This is a genomic window from Flavivirga aquimarina (assembly GCF_030540835.1).
In the GTDB taxonomy this organism is placed as follows: domain Bacteria; phylum Bacteroidota; class Bacteroidia; order Flavobacteriales; family Flavobacteriaceae; genus Flavivirga; species Flavivirga aquimarina.
The window spans coordinates 15,344-35,738 of the sequence record NZ_JAUOEK010000072.1; the positions used below are offsets into that span (position 1 = coordinate 15,344).

At 30.1% G+C, this 20,395-nt stretch carries 22 protein-coding genes and 1 pseudogene; 6 read left to right on the forward strand and 17 right to left on the reverse strand.

Features of this window, described 5'->3' with window-relative positions; genetic code table 11:
• Positions 1–3: 3 nt before the first annotated feature.
• The 4 genes from Q4Q35_RS06570 to Q4Q35_RS06585 form a co-directional block, all read right to left on the reverse strand.
• Positions 4–411, reverse strand: a complete 408-nt coding sequence (locus tag Q4Q35_RS06570; RefSeq protein WP_303277156.1) for a DUF2059 domain-containing protein — start codon at positions 409–411, stop codon at positions 4–6.
• A 74-nt stretch (positions 412–485) separates the two neighbouring features.
• Complete coding sequence (locus Q4Q35_RS06575; RefSeq protein ID WP_303277157.1) at positions 486–977, reverse strand: hypothetical protein; 492 nt, start codon at positions 975–977, stop codon at positions 486–488.
• 72 nt (positions 978–1,049) lie between these two features.
• Positions 1,050–1,181: a hypothetical protein gene (locus tag Q4Q35_RS06580; protein ID WP_303277158.1), complete on the reverse strand. Its 132-nt coding sequence runs from the start codon at positions 1,179–1,181 to the stop codon at positions 1,050–1,052.
• A complete protein-coding gene (locus tag Q4Q35_RS06585) occupies positions 1,182–1,520 on the reverse strand; it encodes a PadR family transcriptional regulator (RefSeq protein WP_303277159.1) in 339 nt (112 codons plus the stop codon).
• 114 nt (positions 1,521–1,634) lie between these two features.
• Between Q4Q35_RS06585 and Q4Q35_RS06590 the strand changes: the two genes are divergently transcribed.
• Positions 1,635–2,690: a ferredoxin--NADP reductase gene (locus tag Q4Q35_RS06590; protein WP_303277160.1), complete on the forward strand. Its 1,056-nt coding sequence runs from the start codon at positions 1,635–1,637 to the stop codon at positions 2,688–2,690.
• A 42-nt stretch (positions 2,691–2,732) separates the two neighbouring features.
• Here Q4Q35_RS06590 and Q4Q35_RS06595 read toward each other — a convergent pair whose 3' ends face one another.
• Positions 2,733–3,752, reverse strand: a complete 1,020-nt coding sequence (locus Q4Q35_RS06595) for a glycosyltransferase family 9 protein (protein ID WP_303277161.1) — start codon at positions 3,750–3,752, stop codon at positions 2,733–2,735.
• 103 nt (positions 3,753–3,855) lie between these two features.
• Positions 3,856–4,461 carry a DUF4254 domain-containing protein gene (locus Q4Q35_RS06600; RefSeq protein ID WP_303277162.1) on the reverse strand — a complete coding sequence of 202 codons (606 nt, stop codon included), beginning with the start codon at positions 4,459–4,461 and terminating at the stop codon, positions 3,856–3,858.
• Between the two features lie 164 nt (positions 4,462–4,625).
• On the opposite strand from Q4Q35_RS06600, the gene upp reads away from it, so the two are divergent.
• Positions 4,626–5,285 carry a uracil phosphoribosyltransferase gene (gene upp / locus Q4Q35_RS06605; RefSeq protein WP_303277163.1) on the forward strand — a complete coding sequence of 220 codons (660 nt, stop codon included), beginning with the start codon at positions 4,626–4,628 and terminating at the stop codon, positions 5,283–5,285.
• On the opposite strand, the gene Q4Q35_RS06610 is transcribed toward upp, so the two are convergent.
• Positions 5,274–6,197 (reverse strand): DUF6427 family protein, encoded by a 924-nt coding sequence (locus Q4Q35_RS06610; protein WP_303277164.1) that lies wholly within the window; start codon positions 6,195–6,197, stop codon positions 5,274–5,276. The two genes, upp and Q4Q35_RS06610, sit on opposite strands and share 12 nt — an antisense overlap.
• A 68-nt stretch (positions 6,198–6,265) precedes the next feature.
• On the opposite strand from Q4Q35_RS06610, the gene Q4Q35_RS06615 reads away from it, so the two are divergent.
• Positions 6,266–6,493 carry a DUF6341 family protein gene (locus Q4Q35_RS06615; RefSeq protein ID WP_303277165.1) on the forward strand — a complete coding sequence of 76 codons (228 nt, stop codon included), beginning with the start codon at positions 6,266–6,268 and terminating at the stop codon, positions 6,491–6,493.
• On the opposite strand, the gene purD is transcribed toward Q4Q35_RS06615, so the two are convergent.
• A complete protein-coding gene (gene purD / locus Q4Q35_RS06620) occupies positions 6,488–7,759 on the reverse strand; it encodes a phosphoribosylamine--glycine ligase (protein WP_303277166.1) in 1,272 nt (423 codons plus the stop codon). The two genes, Q4Q35_RS06615 and purD, sit on opposite strands and share 6 nt — an antisense overlap.
• A 323-nt stretch (positions 7,760–8,082) precedes the next feature.
• Here purD and Q4Q35_RS06625 point away from each other — a divergent pair, with 323 nt between their 5' ends.
• From Q4Q35_RS06625 to Q4Q35_RS06635, 3 genes are read left to right on the forward strand one after another with little or no spacing between them, the layout of a single operon-like run.
• Positions 8,083–9,402 (forward strand): phenylacetate--CoA ligase family protein, encoded by a 1,320-nt coding sequence (locus Q4Q35_RS06625; RefSeq protein WP_303277167.1) that lies wholly within the window; start codon positions 8,083–8,085, stop codon positions 9,400–9,402.
• Complete coding sequence (wecB, locus tag Q4Q35_RS06630) at positions 9,399–10,493, forward strand: non-hydrolyzing UDP-N-acetylglucosamine 2-epimerase (protein ID WP_303277168.1); 1,095 nt, start codon at positions 9,399–9,401, stop codon at positions 10,491–10,493. The genes Q4Q35_RS06625 and wecB overlap by 4 nt, the downstream gene beginning before the upstream one ends.
• A complete protein-coding gene (locus tag Q4Q35_RS06635; RefSeq protein WP_303277169.1) occupies positions 10,493–11,656 on the forward strand; it encodes a glycosyltransferase family 4 protein in 1,164 nt (387 codons plus the stop codon). The genes wecB and Q4Q35_RS06635 overlap by 1 nt, the downstream gene beginning before the upstream one ends.
• Here Q4Q35_RS06635 and Q4Q35_RS06640 read toward each other — a convergent pair.
• From Q4Q35_RS06640 to Q4Q35_RS06680, 9 genes and pseudogenes are all read right to left on the reverse strand, one after another.
• Positions 11,653–12,972, reverse strand: coding sequence for an exopolysaccharide biosynthesis polyprenyl glycosylphosphotransferase (locus tag Q4Q35_RS06640; protein ID WP_303277170.1), 1,320 nt, complete (start codon positions 12,970–12,972; stop codon positions 11,653–11,655). The genes Q4Q35_RS06635 and Q4Q35_RS06640 overlap by 4 nt on opposite strands.
• A gap of 34 nt (positions 12,973–13,006) precedes the next feature.
• A complete protein-coding gene (locus tag Q4Q35_RS06645) occupies positions 13,007–13,993 on the reverse strand; it encodes a UDP-glucuronic acid decarboxylase family protein (RefSeq protein ID WP_303277171.1) in 987 nt (328 codons plus the stop codon).
• A 172-nt stretch (positions 13,994–14,165) separates the two neighbouring features.
• Positions 14,166–14,237 (reverse strand): annotated as a pseudogene (locus tag Q4Q35_RS22560) (hypothetical protein); the annotation flags it as partial.
• Positions 14,238–14,595: 358 nt separating this feature from the next.
• On the reverse strand, positions 14,596–14,703 hold the full coding sequence (locus Q4Q35_RS22565; protein WP_496559755.1) for a hypothetical protein: 108 nt from the start codon (positions 14,701–14,703) through the stop codon (positions 14,596–14,598).
• Between the two features lie 234 nt (positions 14,704–14,937).
• Positions 14,938–15,156 (reverse strand): hypothetical protein, encoded by a 219-nt coding sequence (locus Q4Q35_RS06660; protein ID WP_303277172.1) that lies wholly within the window; start codon positions 15,154–15,156, stop codon positions 14,938–14,940.
• A 56-nt stretch (positions 15,157–15,212) separates the two neighbouring features.
• Complete coding sequence (locus tag Q4Q35_RS22375; RefSeq protein WP_367892733.1) at positions 15,213–15,398, reverse strand: UDP binding domain-containing protein; 186 nt, start codon at positions 15,396–15,398, stop codon at positions 15,213–15,215.
• Between the two features lie 640 nt (positions 15,399–16,038).
• Positions 16,039–17,136 carry a DUF1972 domain-containing protein gene (locus Q4Q35_RS06670; RefSeq protein ID WP_303277173.1) on the reverse strand — a complete coding sequence of 366 codons (1,098 nt, stop codon included), beginning with the start codon at positions 17,134–17,136 and terminating at the stop codon, positions 16,039–16,041.
• Between the two features lie 472 nt (positions 17,137–17,608).
• The gene (locus Q4Q35_RS06675; protein ID WP_303277174.1) at positions 17,609–18,583 is read right to left on the reverse strand and encodes a class I SAM-dependent methyltransferase; all 975 of its coding nucleotides are present in this window, start codon (positions 18,581–18,583) and stop codon (positions 17,609–17,611) included.
• Positions 18,584–19,040: 457 nt separating this feature from the next.
• On the reverse strand, positions 19,041–20,294 hold the full coding sequence (locus Q4Q35_RS06680; protein ID WP_303277175.1) for a hypothetical protein: 1,254 nt from the start codon (positions 20,292–20,294) through the stop codon (positions 19,041–19,043).
• Positions 20,295–20,395: the final 101 nt, after the last annotated feature.

The window sequence follows — 20,395 nt, forward strand, 5'->3', positions numbered from 1 at the left end:
TTGTTAGTTATATTTTTGGGCTATTCCCTGTACTTCCATTCCCCATGAGTGCCCATATTCCATTGCTTTTTGGGTTAACCCTAATTGTTTTTCCGCTAGTTTTTTTCCTAAATCGGTATTATAAAAAGCTATTAACTCTTTTATTTCTTGATGTGTAAACTCAGCTATATATAATTCTGCCATTTTATCGTACAGACCTGTTAAAGTTCCATTGGCTTCTTTAGCGTAAGCTTCTTTGTTTTCATCTGAAACCATAGCTCCAATTTGAGCAATCGCATTTTCAAAAGCTCCTCCTGCACCTGTTAATTTAATAAATTCAACCGTTTCTTTTTTAAACTCGGTATTGTCTTGTGCTTGTGTTTGAAATACTATCGCAATTATAAACAGGTATACTAGTAGAGCCTTTTTCATTTTATTGTTTTTATAATTAATGGTTTATTTACTTATTTATATATGTATTTGTTTACTCAAAAATGTTACATACCTTATAAAAGATTATATTCTGAATATTCTTTTAACACTTTCATTTTTAATTTTTCTGGAACTATTTTTATAGATATATATGAGATAAGTAAATATAAAATAATACATATAGAAACCATTAATTCTGAAGTACTGTTCCATACTCTATCTGGTTTGAACAAAACTTGCCCCCAAACTCCAATATTTAAAAAATGTATAATTCCTCTTAATTGGAGTATGCTGTTTTCAAAAAGCCACTTTTTATCTGTTCTTTTGAATCTTCGCTTAATTCTTATCTTAAGCCTAATTAGATGATAAAATTGAAAAAATATTATTATAGTAATTATACTTATCATTAAATATGTTTTATCATTTAAAAAATGAACAATCGTATTCAAAGCCCAAATACTGAAAAGGGTAATAACTATTTTTGGTAACTTAAAGAATTCCTTAAAACAGCTCCAAACTTGCTTTCTATAATATTTATTAAGTGCTTTTGTTTTTTGTTCTACCATATCTTGAAAGCCAAAAATTCCAAATTTTTTAAACTCATTGGTTAAAGCCTTTTCAAAAGATATGTTCGGATTTTATTCCCATTGACTTTCAATTCCATTTGCTAAATGGTCTACTAATTCTATTTGTACATCATACCATTCTACATAGCGTTTCTTAGTAAATGCGTACAACTTATTAATTTGTAATTCTGTAAGCCTTTTCATTTATTCCAAACGAAATTTAGGGTTTACCAATGCTCGCATAGTTTTAATGTAATTTTCCAGCTCTGCCAATTTGTTAACTGTTTCTTGAGTGCCTTTCTCGGTAAGTTTATAATACTTTCGCAACCTATTATCCACTTTTAAAACCTCAACATCCAATAACCCCTCTGCTTCTAGCTTATGTAATGATGGGTAAAGGGCTCCTTCTGTTATTTTAAGCTCGTTTTTTGTAATCTCTTTTACGCGCTGTGTTATTTCATAGCCATACATTTTATCATGCTCATTCAAGAGTTTTAAAATAATGGTTACCAGGCTGCCTTTGTATAATTTTGCATTACTCATAGGGTATAAATATATACATAAAATTCTTATGCATAAGAATTTTATGTATATATTTTTGATTAATTTTTAGATAAAGATCTCCTAGCTTCACTATTTTTGTGAAAATTTTTTAAAATGTCGTCATTTCACAAGCTATCGATTAAAGATATAAAAAGAGAAACTGATAATTCAGTAAGTATTTCATTTAATGTTCCGGATAATTTAAAAGACACTTTTACTTTTAAAGCTGGACAATACATTACATTAAAAACTAACATTGATGGGCATGAGGTAAGACGTGATTATTCCCTTTGTGTAGCTCCAAAAAGCGATGAATTAAAAGTAGCTGTTAAAGCTGTAAAAGATGGTACTTTTTCGTCTTATGCAAACAACCAATTACTGGTTGGTGATACTTTGGAAGTAGCGCCTCCAAAAGGACGTTTTGTTTTTGAACCCAACGATTCTAAAACAAAAAATATTGCTGCGTTTGCTGCTGGTAGTGGTATTACTCCTGTTATAAGCATTATTAAATGTGCATTGGAAGAAGAAGTGCACAGTAAAGTTATTTTGGTTTACGGTAATAAAACAATCGAAGACACCATGTTTTTAAGTGAACTATTAGAGCTTCAACACAATTATAAAGATCGTTTTTCTATACAGTTTGTATTTAGCCAACAAGATAAAGAAGATGCTATTTTTGGTCGTATTGAAAAGAGTACCGTTAATTATGTTATGAAAAATAAGCATAAACATGTTGATGTTGATGCTTTTTATCTTTGCGGACCAGAAGCTATGATTCATACGGTAAAAGATGTTTTAACAGATCATGGTATTGATGAAAATCGGATACATTTTGAGCTTTTTAAAGCTGCAAAACCCGCCGAAATACAAGATGATATTGTTCCAAACGGTAAAACTAAAACAACGGTTATTGTTGATGAAGAAGCATCTACATTTGAAATGTCTCAAAAGCAAACAGTTCTTGAAGCTGCCTTAGATGAGGACATTGATGCGCCATATTCTTGTCAGGGAGGTATTTGTAGCAGTTGTTTAGCTCGTATAAAAGAAGGTGAAGCAACTATGAGGCAAAATAATATTTTAACCGATAATGAAGTTGCCGAAGGGTTAATTTTAACATGCCAGGCTCATCCTACTACACCAACTCTTGTGGTAGACTATGATGATGTTTAATCCCTCTCTGTCCTTCGGACATCTCTCCCAAAGGGAGAGAAGCTAGATTACAGACTTAATTTTATTTATAACAGTTTCCGGAGAAATGCTTCCGGATGCTTTTTTATAGTTTTCCGGATATTTATTACCGTAAACAGATGTAGGGATTTGCGGAAACTGGTTTCTATCTGGTAATAAAGCATAGTCTTCTGGTTGATTGAATGGTGCAAATCCTGCAAATGGATGTGTAACTCCCCAGACAGCTACCACCTTAACGCCTAACATACTGGCTATATGTGCGTTACCGGAATCCATTGAAAGCATTACTTCTAAATTCGAAATAATATCTAATTCTTCATCAAGTGATATTTTTCCCGCAACGTTTATTACATTGCCTATACGATCTTCAAAATCATTTAAAATGGTTATTTCCTTTGTTCCTCCTCCAAATAAAATGATTTTGTAGTCTTTTGAAAGCACTGTTATAACGTCCTTCATCAAGTGTAAAGGATACATTTTCCCTTCGTGCGCTGCAAAAGGGGCTATTCCAATCATTTTTTTTGAATCTAACCCTACAAGCAATTGAATTTTCTTATTTAAAATCGATTTACTTGGAAATGTTGGCTGTGATAAGTCTATCTTAAAGCCTAAAGTATCAAACACATCTACATACCTTTGGTGTGTTGTCTTTAATTGCCGAAATGTTTTACCGGAAATCAAGGCGTTCTTTTCTGCTCTCCCTTTATCAATCTGAACGAACGGTGTTTTAAAGAAAAAGTGTTTTAAAATGTTACTTCGAAGGACATTGTGTAAATCGGCAACAGCATCAATACCTGTATTTTTTAATGCTTTTGACAGTTTATATAATCCTAAAACCCCTTTGTGTTTTCCTTTAACCTCGGCAGGAAACACATTAACATTTGATAAATCTCTAAAAAAGGGTTTAAAGAAAGCTTTTGTTAAAACCGTTATTTGAATCTCAGGATATTGGGCTGTAAATGCCCTTAATATGGGAATAGTCATTGCAACATCTCCCATAGCAGAAAGGCGAATGACTAAAATATGTTTAGGCTCGTTTGGCATAATAATTATGTCATATTGAGCGTAGCCGAAATACCTTTAAAGTGAGATTCTTCTCTTGCTTCGACCCCGCTTAGAACAGGTCATTCTGAATGACAAACTGTTTTTATTTTTGCGAACGTAAAACTGGATTTAATTCATCATCATTATACATTTTCATCTGCTTATAAACTTTCATGTATTTATCTCCTTTTTCAATATCGCTAAGTAACGTATCTATAGCTGTAGATAAATCTACGCGTTGCTCTAATAAAACATCTAATTTTTTCTGACATGCTTCTTTATGAGTGTCAGAAGCGTCTGTTCTTGTCGCCTCTTCATTCATATGGTACACTTTTAACGCTAAAATAGACAATCTATCTACTCCCCAAGCTGGACTTTCTGTATTAATAGTTGCGTCAACTTTTGAGGTAATATCTTTATATTTTTCAAGAAAATAACTATCAATATATTCAACCATATCCGTTCTATCCTGGTTCGATGCATCTATTTGACGTTTTAATGTTAAAGCTGCAACCGGATCTATTTGAGGGTCTCTAATAATATCTTCGTAATGCCATTGTACTGTATCAATCCAACATTTTCTATATAGTAAATGCTCTAATAAATCACTTTTATCATAGGCATTTTCAAAAGGTTGATCTACTGTATTAATTATATGATATTTTTCAATAACATCCTGAAATATTTTGTTAGCTTTTTCTGTAAACATGTTCTCTTTATTTTAAAGTGTAAACCTACGAAAATTATATAAAATAAGAGCACACATTCTCTTTATGTAGATTCACAATTTCTTTTACATTAAAACATCATGGTTATCGTAAATATATTTTATATTTAGCCAACTTTACTATTCAAAAAACTCCGTATAACAGCATGTTTATTCACAATATATCTAAAGAAAACTCCATATTAAACACCTTTATTTCTGAAATTAGAAATATTAATATTCAAAAAGACAGTATGCGTTTTCGTAGGAATATTGAACGTATTGGCGAAATTTTGGGTTATGAAATGAGTAAATCTTTAAATTACGTAAACTCAACTGTTGAAACTCCTTTAGGAACTTGCCATATTAACCTATTGAATAACGATATTGTATTATGCTCTATTTTAAGAGCTGGGGTACCATTACACAACGGATTACTTAATTATTTTGATACTGCTGAAAATGCTTTTATTTCGGCTTACAGACATCATAAGCACAATCCTGAAAGTTTCGAAATTGTTGTAGAATATTTGGCCTGTCCAAATTTAGAAAACAAAACACTTATTCTTGCAGACCCCATGTTGGCTACTGGACAATCCATGGTAGCAACTTTTGAGGCTTTAAAGCCATTCGGAATACCCAAAGAAGTCCATTTAATTAGTGTTATTGGAGCTCAAAAAGGTGTTGATTTTATTGAAAATAATTTTGATGATAAAACGCATTTATGGATTGCTGCCATTGACGATAAATTAAATGACAAAGGTTATATTGTCCCAGGTTTAGGTGATGCGGGCGACTTGGCTTTTGGAGAAAAACTACAACAATAGGGTTATAAATGGAATAATAATCAGTAATGAAAGAAATACTTCTTTAAACCATTTTTCTTGAATAACTTCAATATAATTTGCTATAATTATAGCAAGTGGTGCAAACATGAATAGAAATTCACTTCCGCTTTTCTCAGGTGCTTGAAGTACTATCAAAAAGGCAATTAAAACGGCTATACTAATAATTTTAAAAGAAGCTCTAAAGTCTTTTTTCTTCTTTTTAATATTCTGTAAATAAAATATGGAGGACCAAACCCCAAAAGACAATAGTAGCGTAATAGCTACTAGATATTTTACAGAATTATAATTACTAAAATCGTAACTAATTTTTGGTGATATATTAAATATTCCAAAAAAATCATCATAAATAATGATAGAGCCTGCTATAAAAATCACAAAAACAGTAACGACTCCTAAAAAAGGAACAATCCAATGCCTTAATTTTTTATCTGTATATAGAAAAAGTGTAACTGGTATTAAAGCAAAAAATAGAATAGCCCAAAAATAAAATAACGATGCGATAGCGATCCAAAAAGCAGCATCAAATAATTTCTTCTTTACATTTTTTTGAGATCGTAAACTCATGATACGTCTTAAACCTAACAAAATAAAAAAATTAGATAAAATAATATCTGTATTAATCGTCGTATGGACAATTAACAGTAAAAACAGACTAAATAATAAAATCTCATAGTTATTCTCTTTCGTTAAATTATTCTTATTAACTATAAAGCTTAAAAGTAAAACAGACATACAACAAACAAAAAGTAAAACAATTTGTTTTAATACAAACTCCATTGTAACTGACTCGTTTACTAACTTTACTCTAGCAATTATGAACGCTAAAAGTGTTATTAAAAAAACAATGATGAAATTTATTGACTTAGATTTGCTAAAAATGCTTGTTATCATTAACTCTTTTTGTATTTTTGCTACGTAAATATACTAACTATAAAATGGTTAGAAAACAATAAAAAAACATGAAAGATTTCTTTTACGCTATACAGGATTTATTTGTTGATGTGCTTTTTGCGCCATTAGATGCATTACGAGCACTTGAACTTGAAAACTGGTTTGCAGCAAATACTATTTCTTGGATTTTCCTTATTATTGGTTTTGTTGCTATGGTTTATTGGATGAAACAACTTAAAATATTTAACGATAATAATGAAGAAGATAAAAGTGTTTCTTCACACTCATTCTTATAAATCGAATCCGATATCCTTACGATAATTCATCTTATCGAAATGTAGTTTTTCTATATTTTGGTAAGATTTTTTTATGGCTTCTTGATATGTATCACCATATGAAGTAATAGCCATAACACGTCCGCCGGAAGTTATTATTTTATCATTATTTACTATAGCTCCTGCATGAAAAGGTATAGAATCTTTAATGTTTTCTACCCCTGTAATTTCTTTTCCTTTTTCATAGGCTTCTGGATACCCACCAGATACTAGCATAATAGTTGTTGCAGCACGTTCGTCTATTTCAAGATTGATTTTATCTAATGAACCATTAGACATGGCTTCAAGTATTTCAACAAAATCATTTTTTAACCTAGGGAGTACCACTTCAGTTTCCGGATCTCCCATACGTACATTATATTCTATCACTTTTGGGTCGTCTCCAACTTTAATGAGTCCAATAAACACAAACCCTACGTAGGGTAAATTATCTTTTTTAAAGCCTTCAATAGTTGGTTTTACAATACGTTCTTCTATTTTATTAAGGAATTCGTCAGTAGCAAAAGGCACTGGAGAAATTGCTCCCATACCTCCTGTATTTAATCCGGTATCTCCTTCGCCAATTCGTTTATAATCCTTAGCTGTTGGCAGAATTTTATAATTTGTACCATCTGTTAATACAAAACAGCTTAATTCTATACCGTCTAAAAACTCTTCAATAACTACTTTCGTACTGGCCTCTCCAAACTTAGCATCAACTAGCATACTTTTTAATTCGGTTTTAGCCTCTTCTAAATCATTCAGAATAACAACACCTTTACCAGCAGCTAATCCATCAGCTTTTAAAACGTAAGGTGCTTTTAAAGTTTCTAAAAAAACATACCCTTGTTCTACGGTTTCTTTTGTAAAACTCTTATACGCTGCCGTTGGTATATCGTGTCTATATAAAAATTCTTTAGCAAATTCTTTGCTTCCTTCTAATTCTGCTGCTATTTTTTGAGGGCCAATAACAGATACGTGTTTAATTGTATCGTCATTTAAAAAATAATCGTGAACTCCATTAACAAGTGGGTCTTCTGGTCCCACAACAACCATATTAATACCTTCTTTTAAAACAAGCTCTTTAATAGCCTCAAAATCATTTACTCCAATATTTACATTAGTTGCTATTTCCGCTGTTCCGGAATTTCCCGGGGCTACAAATAATTGTTTACATTTTGGGCTTTGCGCAATTTTCCAAGCGAATGTATGTTCTCTTCCTCCAGAGCCAAGAATTAAGATTTTCATTTATATATGGTGTTTTTAGGTTCCCACTTCACATGAGAATATCAAATTTTCGTTGAGATTATCTCAAAAGCCATTATAATTTACTTTGTCAGGTTGAGCTTATCGAAACCAAACTTGATTATTAATGAGTTAAAAATATTTCGACAGACTCAATATGACATCGCACTCACTTTCGAGACAACATCGTAATTTTCTTAAATGCAAAAATAATGGCTTTTTAGGTTTAGCCATGAATTGTTTCATGTTTTTTTCATATAATCATTATAAAAAACGGGATTTATATTTAGCTTTGTTTTTCAGGCACTAACAAATAATATTTCTAGTTGAATTTATTCAATCTTTCTTTAAACCTTAAGGGCTTTCCTATACGAAAAGCCAAACTTGTTTTGAAAGATATTCAAGAGAAAAGTGATGCTGAATTTAACACCTACATTAAAACCAGTAAAGAAGCGATTGTTTCTTATCACTTAATACATAATTCGTTTTACAAATCTTTTGCAAAAAAGGCAGACCCGCGAGATTGGAATACTATTCCAGTGATGTTGAAAAAAGATTTACAACAACCGTTAGAAACACTTTTGTCGGATGGGTTTTCAAAAAAGAATATTTACATCGATAAAACATCTGGGGCATCTGGGCAGCCTTTTATTTTTTCTAAAGATAAATTTACTCATGCTTTAACCTGGGGTATTATCATGGATCGTTTTTCTTGGTTTGATCTTAATTTTAATACCACAAAACAAGCACGGTTTTACGGAATTCCCTTAGATAAAAAAGGCTATTACACAGAAAAGCTAAAAGATTTTATAAGCAACAGATATCGGTTTAATGTCTTTGATTTGAGCAATAAAGCTCTGGATAATTGGCTAATCGATTTTAAAAAAAAGCCTTTTGTCTATATGAATGGCTATACCAGCCCTATGGTACAATTCGCTAAATATCTTGAACGTGAAAATATCACTCTTAAGTCTATTTGCCCTACTTTAAAAGCTTGTGTTGTAACCTCCGAAATGCTTTTTGAAGATGATAGGCAACTTATGGAAAAACAATTTGGAGTCCCTATAATCAATGAATATGGTGCTTCTGAATTAGATTTAATTGCTTTTGAAAACACAAAAGGAGAATGGATTATCAATAGTGAAACGCTCTTTGTAGAAATTCTAGACGAAAACAATAAGGTGTTACCTTATGGTGAAGCTGGTCGTTTGGTCATTACTTCTTTATATAATAAGGCGCAACCATTTATAAGATATGATATTGGAGATATTGGTATGCTTTCGAAAAAAAGTACGCCTAAAAAACCTATTCTGGAAAAACTAATTGGCAGAACAAATGACATGGCTATATTACCTAGTGGAAAAAAAGCTGCCGGTTTAACATTTTACTACATTACGAAAAGTATCATTGAAAATGATGGTAACGTTAAAGAGTTTATTATTGAACAGATAAAGCTTGATACATTTAAAATTTACTATGTTAGCGATCATGATATCTCTTTAACCAAAATTGATTTGATAAAAAATGAAATGGAAAATTATCTTGAAAACGGACTTACTATCTTATTTGAAAGACAAACCAAATTAAAACGCTCAAAAAGCGGTAAATTGAAACAGTTTTCATCACTAATATACCCAAACAAATGAATATAACTATAGTTGCTGGCGCTAGGCCTAACTTTATGAAAATTGCTCCTATTATTGAAGCGATTCAGAACAAAAAAAAAGACGGTGTTAATATCAATTACAGACTTGTACACACGGGGCAACATTACGATAAAAACTTAAGTGATACCTTTTTTGAAGAACTAAATATTCCTTTCCCTGACAGCAATCTTAACGTTAAAAGTGGCACGCAAGCAGAGCAAACGGCTGCCATCATGATTGGTTTTGAAAAAGAACTGGAACAAAACTCCAGTGATTTGGTAATGGTAGTTGGTGATGTTACCTCAACTATGGCCTGTACTATTGTAGCTAAAAAAGCCAACACAAAAGTAGCTCATGTTGAAGCAGGAATCCGTTCTGGTGATATGAAAATGCCTGAAGAAATTAACAGAATTGTAACCGATAGCTTAACAGATTACTTTTTTACAACGTCCATGTATGCTAATGAGAATTTAATGAAACTCGGTATACCGAAATCGAATATCTTTTTTGTTGGTAATGTCATGATCGATACACTTCGAAAAAATGAGGCTCGCTTAAAAAAACCTGTGATTTGGAAGGATTTGGGCTTATCTGAGAAACAATATTTTGTCATGACACTTCATAGACCCAGTAATGTTGATGAAGAGGATCTTCTAAAAAAGCTAGTCACTCAAATTGTATTACTAAGTGAAAATTACCCCATTATTTTCCCTGTTCATCCCAGAACTAAAAAGCTTTTAAGTGGTTTAGATCTAAATTTTAAAAATCTTCATTATGTTAATCCTTTAGGTTACTTAGAATTTAATTATTTAGTAAAGCATGCCTTTGCTGTATTGACCGACTCCGGAGGTATAACCGAAGAAACTACAGTTATGAATGTGCCTTGTTTGACGCTTAGAGATTCTACAGAGCGCCCTGAAACTTGTGATATAGGAACTAATATCTTAGTCGGAAATGATTCTGAAAAAATTGAAAATGCTTTTAAGATATTACTAACTAAATCATGGAAACAAGGAAGTATTCCTGAATTATGGGATGGAAACGCAGCAAATAGAATTGTTAACCACTTAGTAGACATTTATAAGTTATAATGAAGGACATCCTCATCATAACCAGTTATTTTCCTCCAGAAACGGGAGCTGCTTCAAACCGTATCTTTCATTTAGCTGAAGGGCTCCAAAAACATAGTTTTAAGGTATCTGTTTTAACACCTTTACCCAATTATCCAACGGGCAAGATTTTTGAAGCCTATAAAGGAAAGTTTAAGGAAACCACCATAGAAAATAATATTATTATTCATCGCTTGTGGATATATGCCAGTAACTCTAAAAATAAGCTATTACGTTTAATAGCTATGCTATCTTATAGCTTTAGTTTATGCTGGTTTTTTATGTGGAATAGAATCTCAAAAACTGTTATTATACAATCTCCTCCTTTATTAGTTGCATTTACTTCTGTTTTATTTCTGCGTTCTAAAAAACGAAAACTCATTTTAAATGTAAGTGATTTATGGCCCATTGCCGGACTGGAATTAGGCGCTTTTAAAAAGAATTTCAGTTACAAACTGCTCGAAAAAATTGAACGTTTTAATTATAAACACGTTAATCTCGTTTTAGGACAGAGTAATGAAATTCTAAATCATGTGACATCTTTATTTCCCGAAAAAGACACTTTTTTATATCGTAATTATCCGGATTTTGTACCTCCTAAAATTTCTGGAAGTGTCGCTTCAAAAGGAAAATTAAAAGTGGTATATGCTGGTTTGTTAGGTATTGCTCAAGGGATATACAAATTATGTAAAGAACTAGATTATAGTAATGTCCAATTTCATATTTATGGGGGAGGTGCTGAACAGAATAAAATTCAGATATTTATTTCTAATAATCCTGAATTGGATATTATATATCATGGTGAAATATCAAGAGATAAGTTACATGAAGCTCTTATAGGGTATGATTTAACGATTATTCCACTGTTAAATAGAATTTATGGGTCTGTACCATCAAAAATATTTGAATACGCCAGATTGGGCTTGCCTATGGTCTATTTTGGCGGTGGAGAAGGTGAACAAATAATTAAAGAATATAATCTGGGTTGGGTTGCTGAAGCTGGAAATTATAGTAGCTTAAATACGGTTATTTCTAAAATTGAATCTTCGGATTTAGAATTAAAAAATAGAGAAAGAATCGTGAAAACTGCTTGTGAATATTTTGATTTTGATAAGCAATTGAATTCCTTAATAGAAAAGATTTAATACGCCTTTTCTTCTCCCTTTAAAGCATTTAAAAAAGTTTGAAACATAATTTTTAAGTCTAATAATAATGACCAATTTTCAATGTAAAAAATATCATATTTTACACGGTTAATAATGTCTTTTTCCTTTTCTATTTCTCCTCTAAACCCACTTATTTGGGCTAAACCAGTAATCCCGGGTTTTACAAAATGACGCACCATAAACTTATCAACTCTTTGTGCATATATATTTGTATGGCTTACCATATGTGGTCTGGGTCCCACAACAGACATATTTCCAAATAATACATTAAAAAATTGAGGTAGTTCATCTATGCTAGTTTTTCGTATAAACCTCCCTATTTTTGTTATTCTCTGATCTCCTTTTGTCGCCTGATGTAAATGTGCATTTATATTTGGAGTCATGGAACGAAATTTATAGCAATCGAACTCTTCATAATTGAATCCATTCCTTGATTGTTTAAAAAATATAGGACCTTTAGATTCTAAGCGTATCAATATGGCTAAAATTGGGGTTAACCATGACAACACAAAGAAAATAATAAATGAAGAAAATATAATATCAAAAGAACGCTTAAGAAATTTGTTCAGCGATTCTTGTAACGATATCTCTCGTATAGATAAAATTGGGATATAATCATAATATTCATACTTAAGTTTCTTAGAAAAGATATCCTTATTATCAGGAATAAATTTTAATTCTCTTAAATTATTGTCTGCAAAATCAATCAATTGGTTGATTTGCCTATTAGATAATTCAGATACAGAAAAATATATCTCATCAATATCATTATCAATAATAAACCGGAAACATTTTTCTAAAGAAAAATCACCTTCATTAACACTAAATTTCCCTTTAAATTTATATCCAAAATCAAGTCTTGTCTTAAATGTTTTTATTAATTGTCTTGTTTTCTCATTCTCACCAATAACAACAACATTTCTTATGTTACCACTTAAAACAGACCTGTACTTTTTAAGTAAGAAAAATGCTAATATTTTAAAGACTGATATAAATGCCAAAGTCGCTAATAAATAATTGCCCAATGCAAGCCTACTTATATTGGGTTGTTTAAAAAAACCAATAAAGGCATAGAGGGCAATTGAATAAAAAACAAGTTGCCTAAATAAAAGGGGGATAATTTGAATTATTCTGGTATGGCGTTGAACTTCATAAAAACGATTTATAAGAGAAATAATAATCCACGAAAGGGACAGGTATATACAAAAGATATATGCATTTAATAAATTTATTTCAAATAAAAAAACAGTTAAATTTATTATACATAAATCAATGAAACCAGATAATGGTTTCATCAAATTTGAATATCTACCCTGTTTATAGCTCACTTTATTTTTTTATATGGTTTTCAAAGTTTTTATGTTCACTTTTAAATAATTCTTCTTCTGATAGTGTTTTAAAGTACTTATAAGTCATTCTCATTCCTTCTTCTCGGCCAATTTTTGGTTCCCAATTTAATAGTCTTTTTGCTAAAGTTATATCTGGTTGCCTTTGTAATGGGTCGTTTTGAGGTAATTCTTTATAAATGATTTTTTGGTTGGTATTTGTTAATTTTATAATCTCTTCTGCAAAATCCTTTATAGTAATCTCATGAGGGTTACCAATATTAACAGGTCTTGTATAATCACTTAATAATAACCTATAAATACCTTCTACTTGATCACCTACATAGCAGAATGATCTTGTTTGAGAACCGTCACCAAACACAGTTAAATCTTCTCCACGTAGTGCCTGACCCATAAATGCTGGAATAACTCTACCATCATTGAGGCGCATCCGTGGACCATAGGTATTAAATATACGAACTATTCGTGTTTCTAAACCATGAAATCTATGATATGCCATAGTGATAGATTCCTGAAAACGTTTTGCTTCATCATAAACACCCCGAGGACCAATAGTATTTACATTGCCATAATAATCTTCTGTTTGTGGGTGAACTAACGGGTCTCCATAAACTTCAGATGTTGAGGCTATAAGTATTCTGGCTTTTTTAGCTTTTGCTAGCCCTAATAAATTATGAGTGCCCAACGATCCTACTTTTAATGTTTGGATAGGAATCTTTAAGTAATCAATTGGACTGGCAGGAGAGGCAAAGTGTAAAATGTAATCTAGGCTACCTTCAATACTTATAAACTCAGTGACATCATGTTCAATAAACTTAAAGTTTGGGTTATCATTTAAGTGGGACAGATTTTTTTTATCACCCGTAATAAAGTTATCCATGCCAATAACACAATATCCCTCGTTGATAAAACGATCGCATAAATGTGATCCTAAAAAACCTGCTGCTCCTGTTATTAAAATTTTTTTCAATGCTTAAGTTTTAATCCTTAATTTTTTCACTCATCAAATCTAAAGGAATTACTTCAAAAATATGGTTTCTTTTTTGATAATATTTGCCTCTATAAACAATTTTTCCTCCTTCATATCCTATTAAATTATTCCAATACTTTAACCCTTTAAAATAATTATTTGTAACGGTTTTTCATGATTTTATTTCAACAGGTATTAATTCATCAAAATCATCTATTACAATATCAATCTCGTTTCTTTTACTATTCCTCCAAAAATATAAATTATTTACTTTTCCCTTATTTAATAGTTGTTTTAAAAGTTCAAAATGACCATATTCTCAAACAAGTTTCCTCTAAATAGATGTAAATTTAATTGATTAACATCCTGAACACTTAATAAAGTACTTGCTAAACCTACATCGTAAAAATAAAGCTTGGGGCATTTTTACAACATACTTATTAAAACTATTATGATGTGGTTGTAATCTAAATAAAATAAAACTGGTTTCTAACACCCCTATCTAGGATTCAATTGTTTTACTGTCCACACCTACTTCAACACCCAACGCATTTTTATTTAGCAATTGACCTATTCTGCCATCTCACAGTTTTATAAGTATTTCATACACAACAAGTTTTCAATCCCTTTAATTGTCTTATATCCTTTTCTAAATATGCTTTAATATAATTTAAAAACCATTTTTGAGTCTCAAAAGGTTTATCATACAATGGTGGATAAAATCCTTTAAAAAGTTTTTCGTGAATGGTTTTAGGTACTATATCTTTTATTTCAGATAACGAAAAAGATAATAAGTTTAAATAACCTGCTCTACCTGCAAGATTTTATGTAATGCTTTGTTGCAATAAAAAATTGTTTGAGTCTGTTAGTGTAAACTGTGCTGTTTTATTACTTTGATCTAATATTTGCGTAAATATGAAAATAACTTTGGTGTTCGTTGAACCTCATCTAGTATAGCGTCCTTTGAATATTCTTCTAAAAACACTTTTAAATATTCTAAAGCAAAACTTCTTGTGTGAAGATTTTCTAAATTTACAAAGGCTATCCGGAAACACTAATCTTACCAATGTTGTTTTCCCAGACTGCTGAGAACCAACAACAACTATTGACTTGTATTGCTCAGATAAATTTAAAAACTCCTTATCTCCTTCTCCTAAAACCATGTACAGTTTTTTTTATAAAATATGATCAACCTTTTCTTAAATTTTACTTACCACCGCTAATTTTGTAAAAAGTATAATCTATTTCTTCTAATTTTTTTGTTCAAAATGCCCCTGCCGTCAAAAACAAAAGCAAGCTTTTGCATATTTATATAAATACGTTTCCAATCATAGTTTTTAAACTCATCCCATTCAGTTAAAACAGCTATGGCATGGAAACCTTTGCAAGCCTTATAAGGCTGTATTTAACAAGTTTTTATTTTCGTCTGATGAACGTGTGTTTAGGTGATCTAAATCGGTATATATTCTTTCTTTAGGAATTCTATTCGAATATATATCTGACTAAAGCGAATGGCAGCCTCACCTTCCTTAATTGAATTATCACCACCGATTAATACGCTATCGAGGTTTGATAAAATTTTAAATTGCACACCATCTCCTGTATTATCTATTCTTAACGCTAATACTGTTCTAACTAGAAACGTCGATTTTCCAACAACTATTTAATCTTGCTTAGCCACATTGGCTATTTGCCTTGCACAAAACTCGATGTATTTTAAGTCAGCTGCCATCTTTTTTCCTTTCCAAAAAATTTTTATTGATATGTAACCAATATAAAAATCATATCGGCTTTATCAACTATTTGTAGAGAAAAAAGATTCTTGTCCCTTACTTCTCTAAACTAAATTAGATATACCAAGTTCATATATTGGTAAATTACCCAACTCTTTATTATTCGATCTATCAATTCTGCCTTGATTAATATTTACAACAGTAAAACTGTAGTTTTTATTTTTGAGCATTTCTTTTCAATAACAGCCATTTTAGATCCTCCGCACCTATGTAGCAAATATTTTTTATACGATATTTTTATCTATAGATAAATTATTTATTGTCTTTAGCTTCAATCATAAAGCTTAAATATTCATTACCTATAAATTCCCAACTGTACTCTTCTTCAATTTTTATTTTGTTGTTTTTCAACAACTTAATATTATTATTTTTTAATAAATTATTAATCCACTTACTAATATCATCTGATGTTGAAAAATAATATGCATTTTCTTTTAAAATAGATTTATTGAAAATATTGTCACTTGCAATAATTAATGCATTGGAAGCCATAGCTTCCAACAATGAGGGGTTTGTTCCTCCAACCGAATGTCCATGAAAATAAAGGTTTGAAAAAAACCTTAAATTATTTAATTCTTCAATATCATATATTCCTCCTATAAATCTAATGTTCTTACTATTTCTATATTTCTTTTTGAGATAACGTCCAAATTCATTTTCATTATGTTTACCAATTACAAGAAAGGGTAAATCGCTTTTTGATTTGTCTACTCCATCAAGAATAATCTCGATGTTATTTTCTGGTTCTAACCTAGCAATAAGCATATTATAATAATATGCTTTTATTTTATATTTATCTATTTTTTTTTCTTTTGGATTCTTAAAAATATCAGCTCCATAAGCAATAAATTTTGACTTTTTATTATATTTAGCCTTCAAATATTCTTTAATTCCAAATGAATCAGCAATCAAAAAATCACTACTTTTAACAGCTAATTTTTCTGCATGGAGTAAAAATTTTTGAACAAGTTTAGAATACTTAGAACGCTTCCACTCCAAACCATCCATATTGGTTATTATAGCTGCAGATTTAGGCAAAAGCCTATGCCAAATAGAACTACTTGTATAACCTAATTGCAGTATAATATCAAATTTTCTTTTCCTAGAATCTATAATACAATTAAAATCATAGATAAATTGTCCTATGGTACCTATCCTCTTTTCAGGATCTTTTTTATGAATAATTTCTACACCTTTAAATGTTTTTTTTTTAAAAGGGTGGTCGCTCGAATTGTAAACCACTACTTCGTGTCCTTCTTTAACAAGATACACGGAAAAAAATTCCGCAAATTGTTCAAAACCTCCATGATAATTAGGTATTCCTCTTGTTCCTAAGATTGCTATTTTCACAAACTAAATTCTAATTATTAATCGCTTCTTTATATGCTTTATTTGTTTTTGAAGCTGCCAAACGAATATATTCTTCCCTAATTTTTTCTTTAAACCCTCTACTATGTTTTTGCCTAAAAGTTATTCCCACTGCTTCTCATATTGATATCACACTTTCAGGCTTACAATAATAAGCATTTTCACCAAAATATTCAGTTTAATCGACTCAATTAGTAATAGCTATACATCCATAATATGCTACTTCCAATAACACCAAACTAATTGTCCCAAACTAACCAATTAAAATAATTTTTTACTCTTGAATAAATATTGTTTATAGTACTTTTTTCATTCGCAAAAAAATAAGATAGCCTTATTAGATATTCTCCAATAATAAAACTTTGTAACAGGTATTATTAGGATCTATTAAATAATTCTATTACAGCTCCAGCCTATCCACTACTTTAAAGAGGGCACATCTATTTTGGAAATCTTATTCAAAATTTAAACTATTTTTTTGAATGTAGAACGACCCTGGCTCAATGTTTATATCCAATTTTGGGAACTTACTTTTCATAAGATCAAAATAATCATTCTTTAAGAAATTTACAGCACCTATAATTTTCCAATCTTTATTATTTGTAAGGAATGCTTCTAACAAATATTGCTCATTCCAGAATCTTATATCTTCAGTAATCCACTCAGTTAAATAATCTCTAGGAGATAATATGTCATGTATATGAACAATAACTCCAGATTTTAAGATAGGTAGAATTTCTAAAAACTCAAAAAGAACATCTCCCTGAGGTCGAATCATGTGAGAAGAGTCAATAAAGAGTATATCATTACTTTCAAGTTTTCGAAATAGTTCCAAATCCAAGGTCTCTACTTTTTTTCTTATTAAATCTACGTTCATTTGACTTAACCATGGCATTTCATAAGGTTCAACGCAGATATGCTCACAATTATAATTTGGGTTTTCCTGTTGATTTTTGATAATAGCAGCTTGAGCCATACGTGTTGAGTGTCCACTACCTATTTCAATTATTTTTTTAGGTTTTTTATCTCTAATTATGCTATACCAAAAGCATGCATCTCCACTTACAAAACTTTTATTAAGATAAAAGAATTCTTTTATATCATTTGTGGGTAAATCCGAAAAATTTAAAAGCTCCGATTGATATTTAAATCTATTTAATAATTTTAGCTGTTCTTCTATATTCCAATTAATTCCAACCAAGTTTCTTTTTTCTCTTAACGAAAACCTTAAATGTTTCGAATTGATTAAAGGCTCATAATAATGATCAATGATAGGAAGGACTCCTATTTTTAACATAGTTTTTCTAGAATATGGGATTTTTTCTACTCCAATTCTCCGAGTTAACCACATAATTAAAGAAGCTGGAATTAAAAATGGAATTAAAAATATATCAATGACAGGAGTAATAGAAAGTAGAATTTTTTTCATTTAAAAATGATAAGTAATTAAGTAATATAACGGTTTTTTATTTACGAATCCTTATAATAGAATCTATAATAACTTGAGTTAACTCGTCTTTTATATATTAATTTTAAATCGTCACATGTGTAAAGCTAAGTTTCTACTAACAATATTGTAGAGTTCATATATCTTATCTAAAAAGGATTCTACAAAAAAACCTATTTTATCTTGAACTTACAACAAAAAGTCGAACAAATTTTTTAAGACCTATGACCTTTTAGCAAACAATCTTCTTTGAGTTCTGTTTTACTCTTTTTTTGCCTATTATCCATTTCAAAAGCTAAGTTTTAATTAACTATAAACTCACGCTTCCATAGGTTAATTTGTCCAGTAATCCACAAAAAGTCTCGTCGCTAATTCTTAGGTCATCTGGCATTCTTTTATAACTTAATTTATTCCCTATTATTGGGAAATGACCAATTGTTTATTTGGTGCTTACACCCTTGTTAAGGGTTCGTTTAACATTAAAATTGTCATCAATTAGCAAGAAGTAAATCAGTAAAAAAAGATAAATTCCTTTCTGACGATATAAGAATGACTCTGAGAAGAAAAGAATAATAAACATGAATATTACTCCAACTCCAAAATAATTCTTTTGTAATACTAACTTTCTAAAACCAATAATTAACAGAAAACATAAAAAAACAGGATACAATAATCCCATTTCTGCAAGTCCTTGAATGTATTGGTTATGATAGTTGAACTGCTTATAACCTCTCCATATATCATATTCATCAATTTTTTGATTAAGAATAATTTGAGACGTGCCTATACCTGATCCCAAAAAGAAATTAACTCGTTCTTCTTTAACTAATTCACAATAAAAGCGAATATAAAGCATCCTTAAATTGATTCCATTCGCATAATAGAGTTGCCCAAATGTGTCGGAATAAAGTGTTTGTTCTAAGTTTGGATTTAATTCAGTTAACAGTTTACCTCTATTTAGAGAATTTATTGTCATAAATGAAATTAACAATATTCCAATTATCATGGCAACTTTAATTACTTTTTTAATTCTTATCACATAGACTATTGATATCGCCATGATGCTTAAAGCGATAAATAATTTTGAAGACAATAAAAATAAAAATAGTACTTGAATAACTAAAAAAAGTTGGCGGTATTTACTTAAAAACTTGATATTTATTATTAAATGCAAAACAGAAATAAATACCATAGCACTTACATAAATCCTATTTAGTCCAAGGACACTAACCAATTCATGATGAAAAAGCTTATCTATTGAATGATGGATTAACCAATAAAAAATTCCACAGGTAATAAAAAATACAGCCCAACAAGTAACAAAAAAGGAAAATATTACTAATATTCTGTATTTAGAAACCTTGGAACGGTTCCAAATTAAAAAAATAGATGGTATTAATATAAAATTTAAGAATCTTAGAATCCCTTTATCAACACTTAGAGGTATATTACTTGACCATATAATAGAAGTTATAATTAAAAGATATATTAAGTAGCAGAACAAATGATATATTCGATATTTACTTGTTTTTGAAGAGGAAGAAAAAAAATTATAAATGATCGCTAAAATAAAACCAATAAATATTATATTCTGAAAATTGAACGGAAGAGGTAAAGAGGCTAGTAAGAACGCATACCAAAATTCCATTAAATTAATTTTGTTAACAATCCTATCAAAATGTTTTAATTGCATAATTTACTTTTTTTGGATGTTTTTTATATGGGTGGATTGTAAACAGATAAAATTGTAGCATTTTCTGAGGCAAATCCTGTAAAATACCCTGAAAATTTATC

Coding starts and splice junctions, on each gene's coding strand:
- Q4Q35_RS06570 (WP_303277156.1), bottom strand. CDS start 411: ATGAAAAAGGCTCTACTAGTATACCTGTTTATAATTGCGATAGTATTT.
- Q4Q35_RS06575 (WP_303277157.1), bottom strand. CDS start 977: ATGGTAGAACAAAAAACAAAAGCACTTAATAAATATTATAGAAAGCAA.
- Q4Q35_RS06580 (WP_303277158.1), bottom strand. CDS start 1,181: ATGAAAAGGCTTACAGAATTACAAATTAATAAGTTGTACGCATTTACT.
- Q4Q35_RS06585 (WP_303277159.1), bottom strand. CDS start 1,520: ATGAGTAATGCAAAATTATACAAAGGCAGCCTGGTAACCATTATTTTA.
- Q4Q35_RS06590 (WP_303277160.1), top strand. CDS start 1,635: ATGTCGTCATTTCACAAGCTATCGATTAAAGATATAAAAAGAGAAACT.
- Q4Q35_RS06595 (WP_303277161.1), bottom strand. CDS start 3,752: ATGCCAAACGAGCCTAAACATATTTTAGTCATTCGCCTTTCTGCTATG.
- Q4Q35_RS06600 (WP_303277162.1), bottom strand. CDS start 4,461: ATGTTTACAGAAAAAGCTAACAAAATATTTCAGGATGTTATTGAAAAA.
- upp (WP_303277163.1), top strand. CDS start 4,626: ATGTTTATTCACAATATATCTAAAGAAAACTCCATATTAAACACCTTT.
- Q4Q35_RS06610 (WP_303277164.1), bottom strand. CDS start 6,197: ATGATAACAAGCATTTTTAGCAAATCTAAGTCAATAAATTTCATCATT.
- Q4Q35_RS06615 (WP_303277165.1), top strand. CDS start 6,266: ATGAAAGATTTCTTTTACGCTATACAGGATTTATTTGTTGATGTGCTT.
- purD (WP_303277166.1), bottom strand. CDS start 7,759: ATGAAAATCTTAATTCTTGGCTCTGGAGGAAGAGAACATACATTCGCT.
- wecB (WP_303277168.1), top strand. CDS start 9,399: ATGAATATAACTATAGTTGCTGGCGCTAGGCCTAACTTTATGAAAATT.
- Q4Q35_RS06635 (WP_303277169.1), top strand. CDS start 10,493: ATGAAGGACATCCTCATCATAACCAGTTATTTTCCTCCAGAAACGGGA.
- Q4Q35_RS06640 (WP_303277170.1), bottom strand. CDS start 12,972: ATGAAACCATTATCTGGTTTCATTGATTTATGTATAATAAATTTAACT.
- Q4Q35_RS06660 (WP_303277172.1), bottom strand. CDS start 15,156: ATGGTTTTAGGAGAAGGAGATAAGGAGTTTTTAAATTTATCTGAGCAA.
- Q4Q35_RS06675 (WP_303277174.1), bottom strand. CDS start 18,583: ATGAAAAAAATTCTACTTTCTATTACTCCTGTCATTGATATATTTTTA.
- Q4Q35_RS06680 (WP_303277175.1), bottom strand. CDS start 20,294: ATGCAATTAAAACATTTTGATAGGATTGTTAACAAAATTAATTTAATG.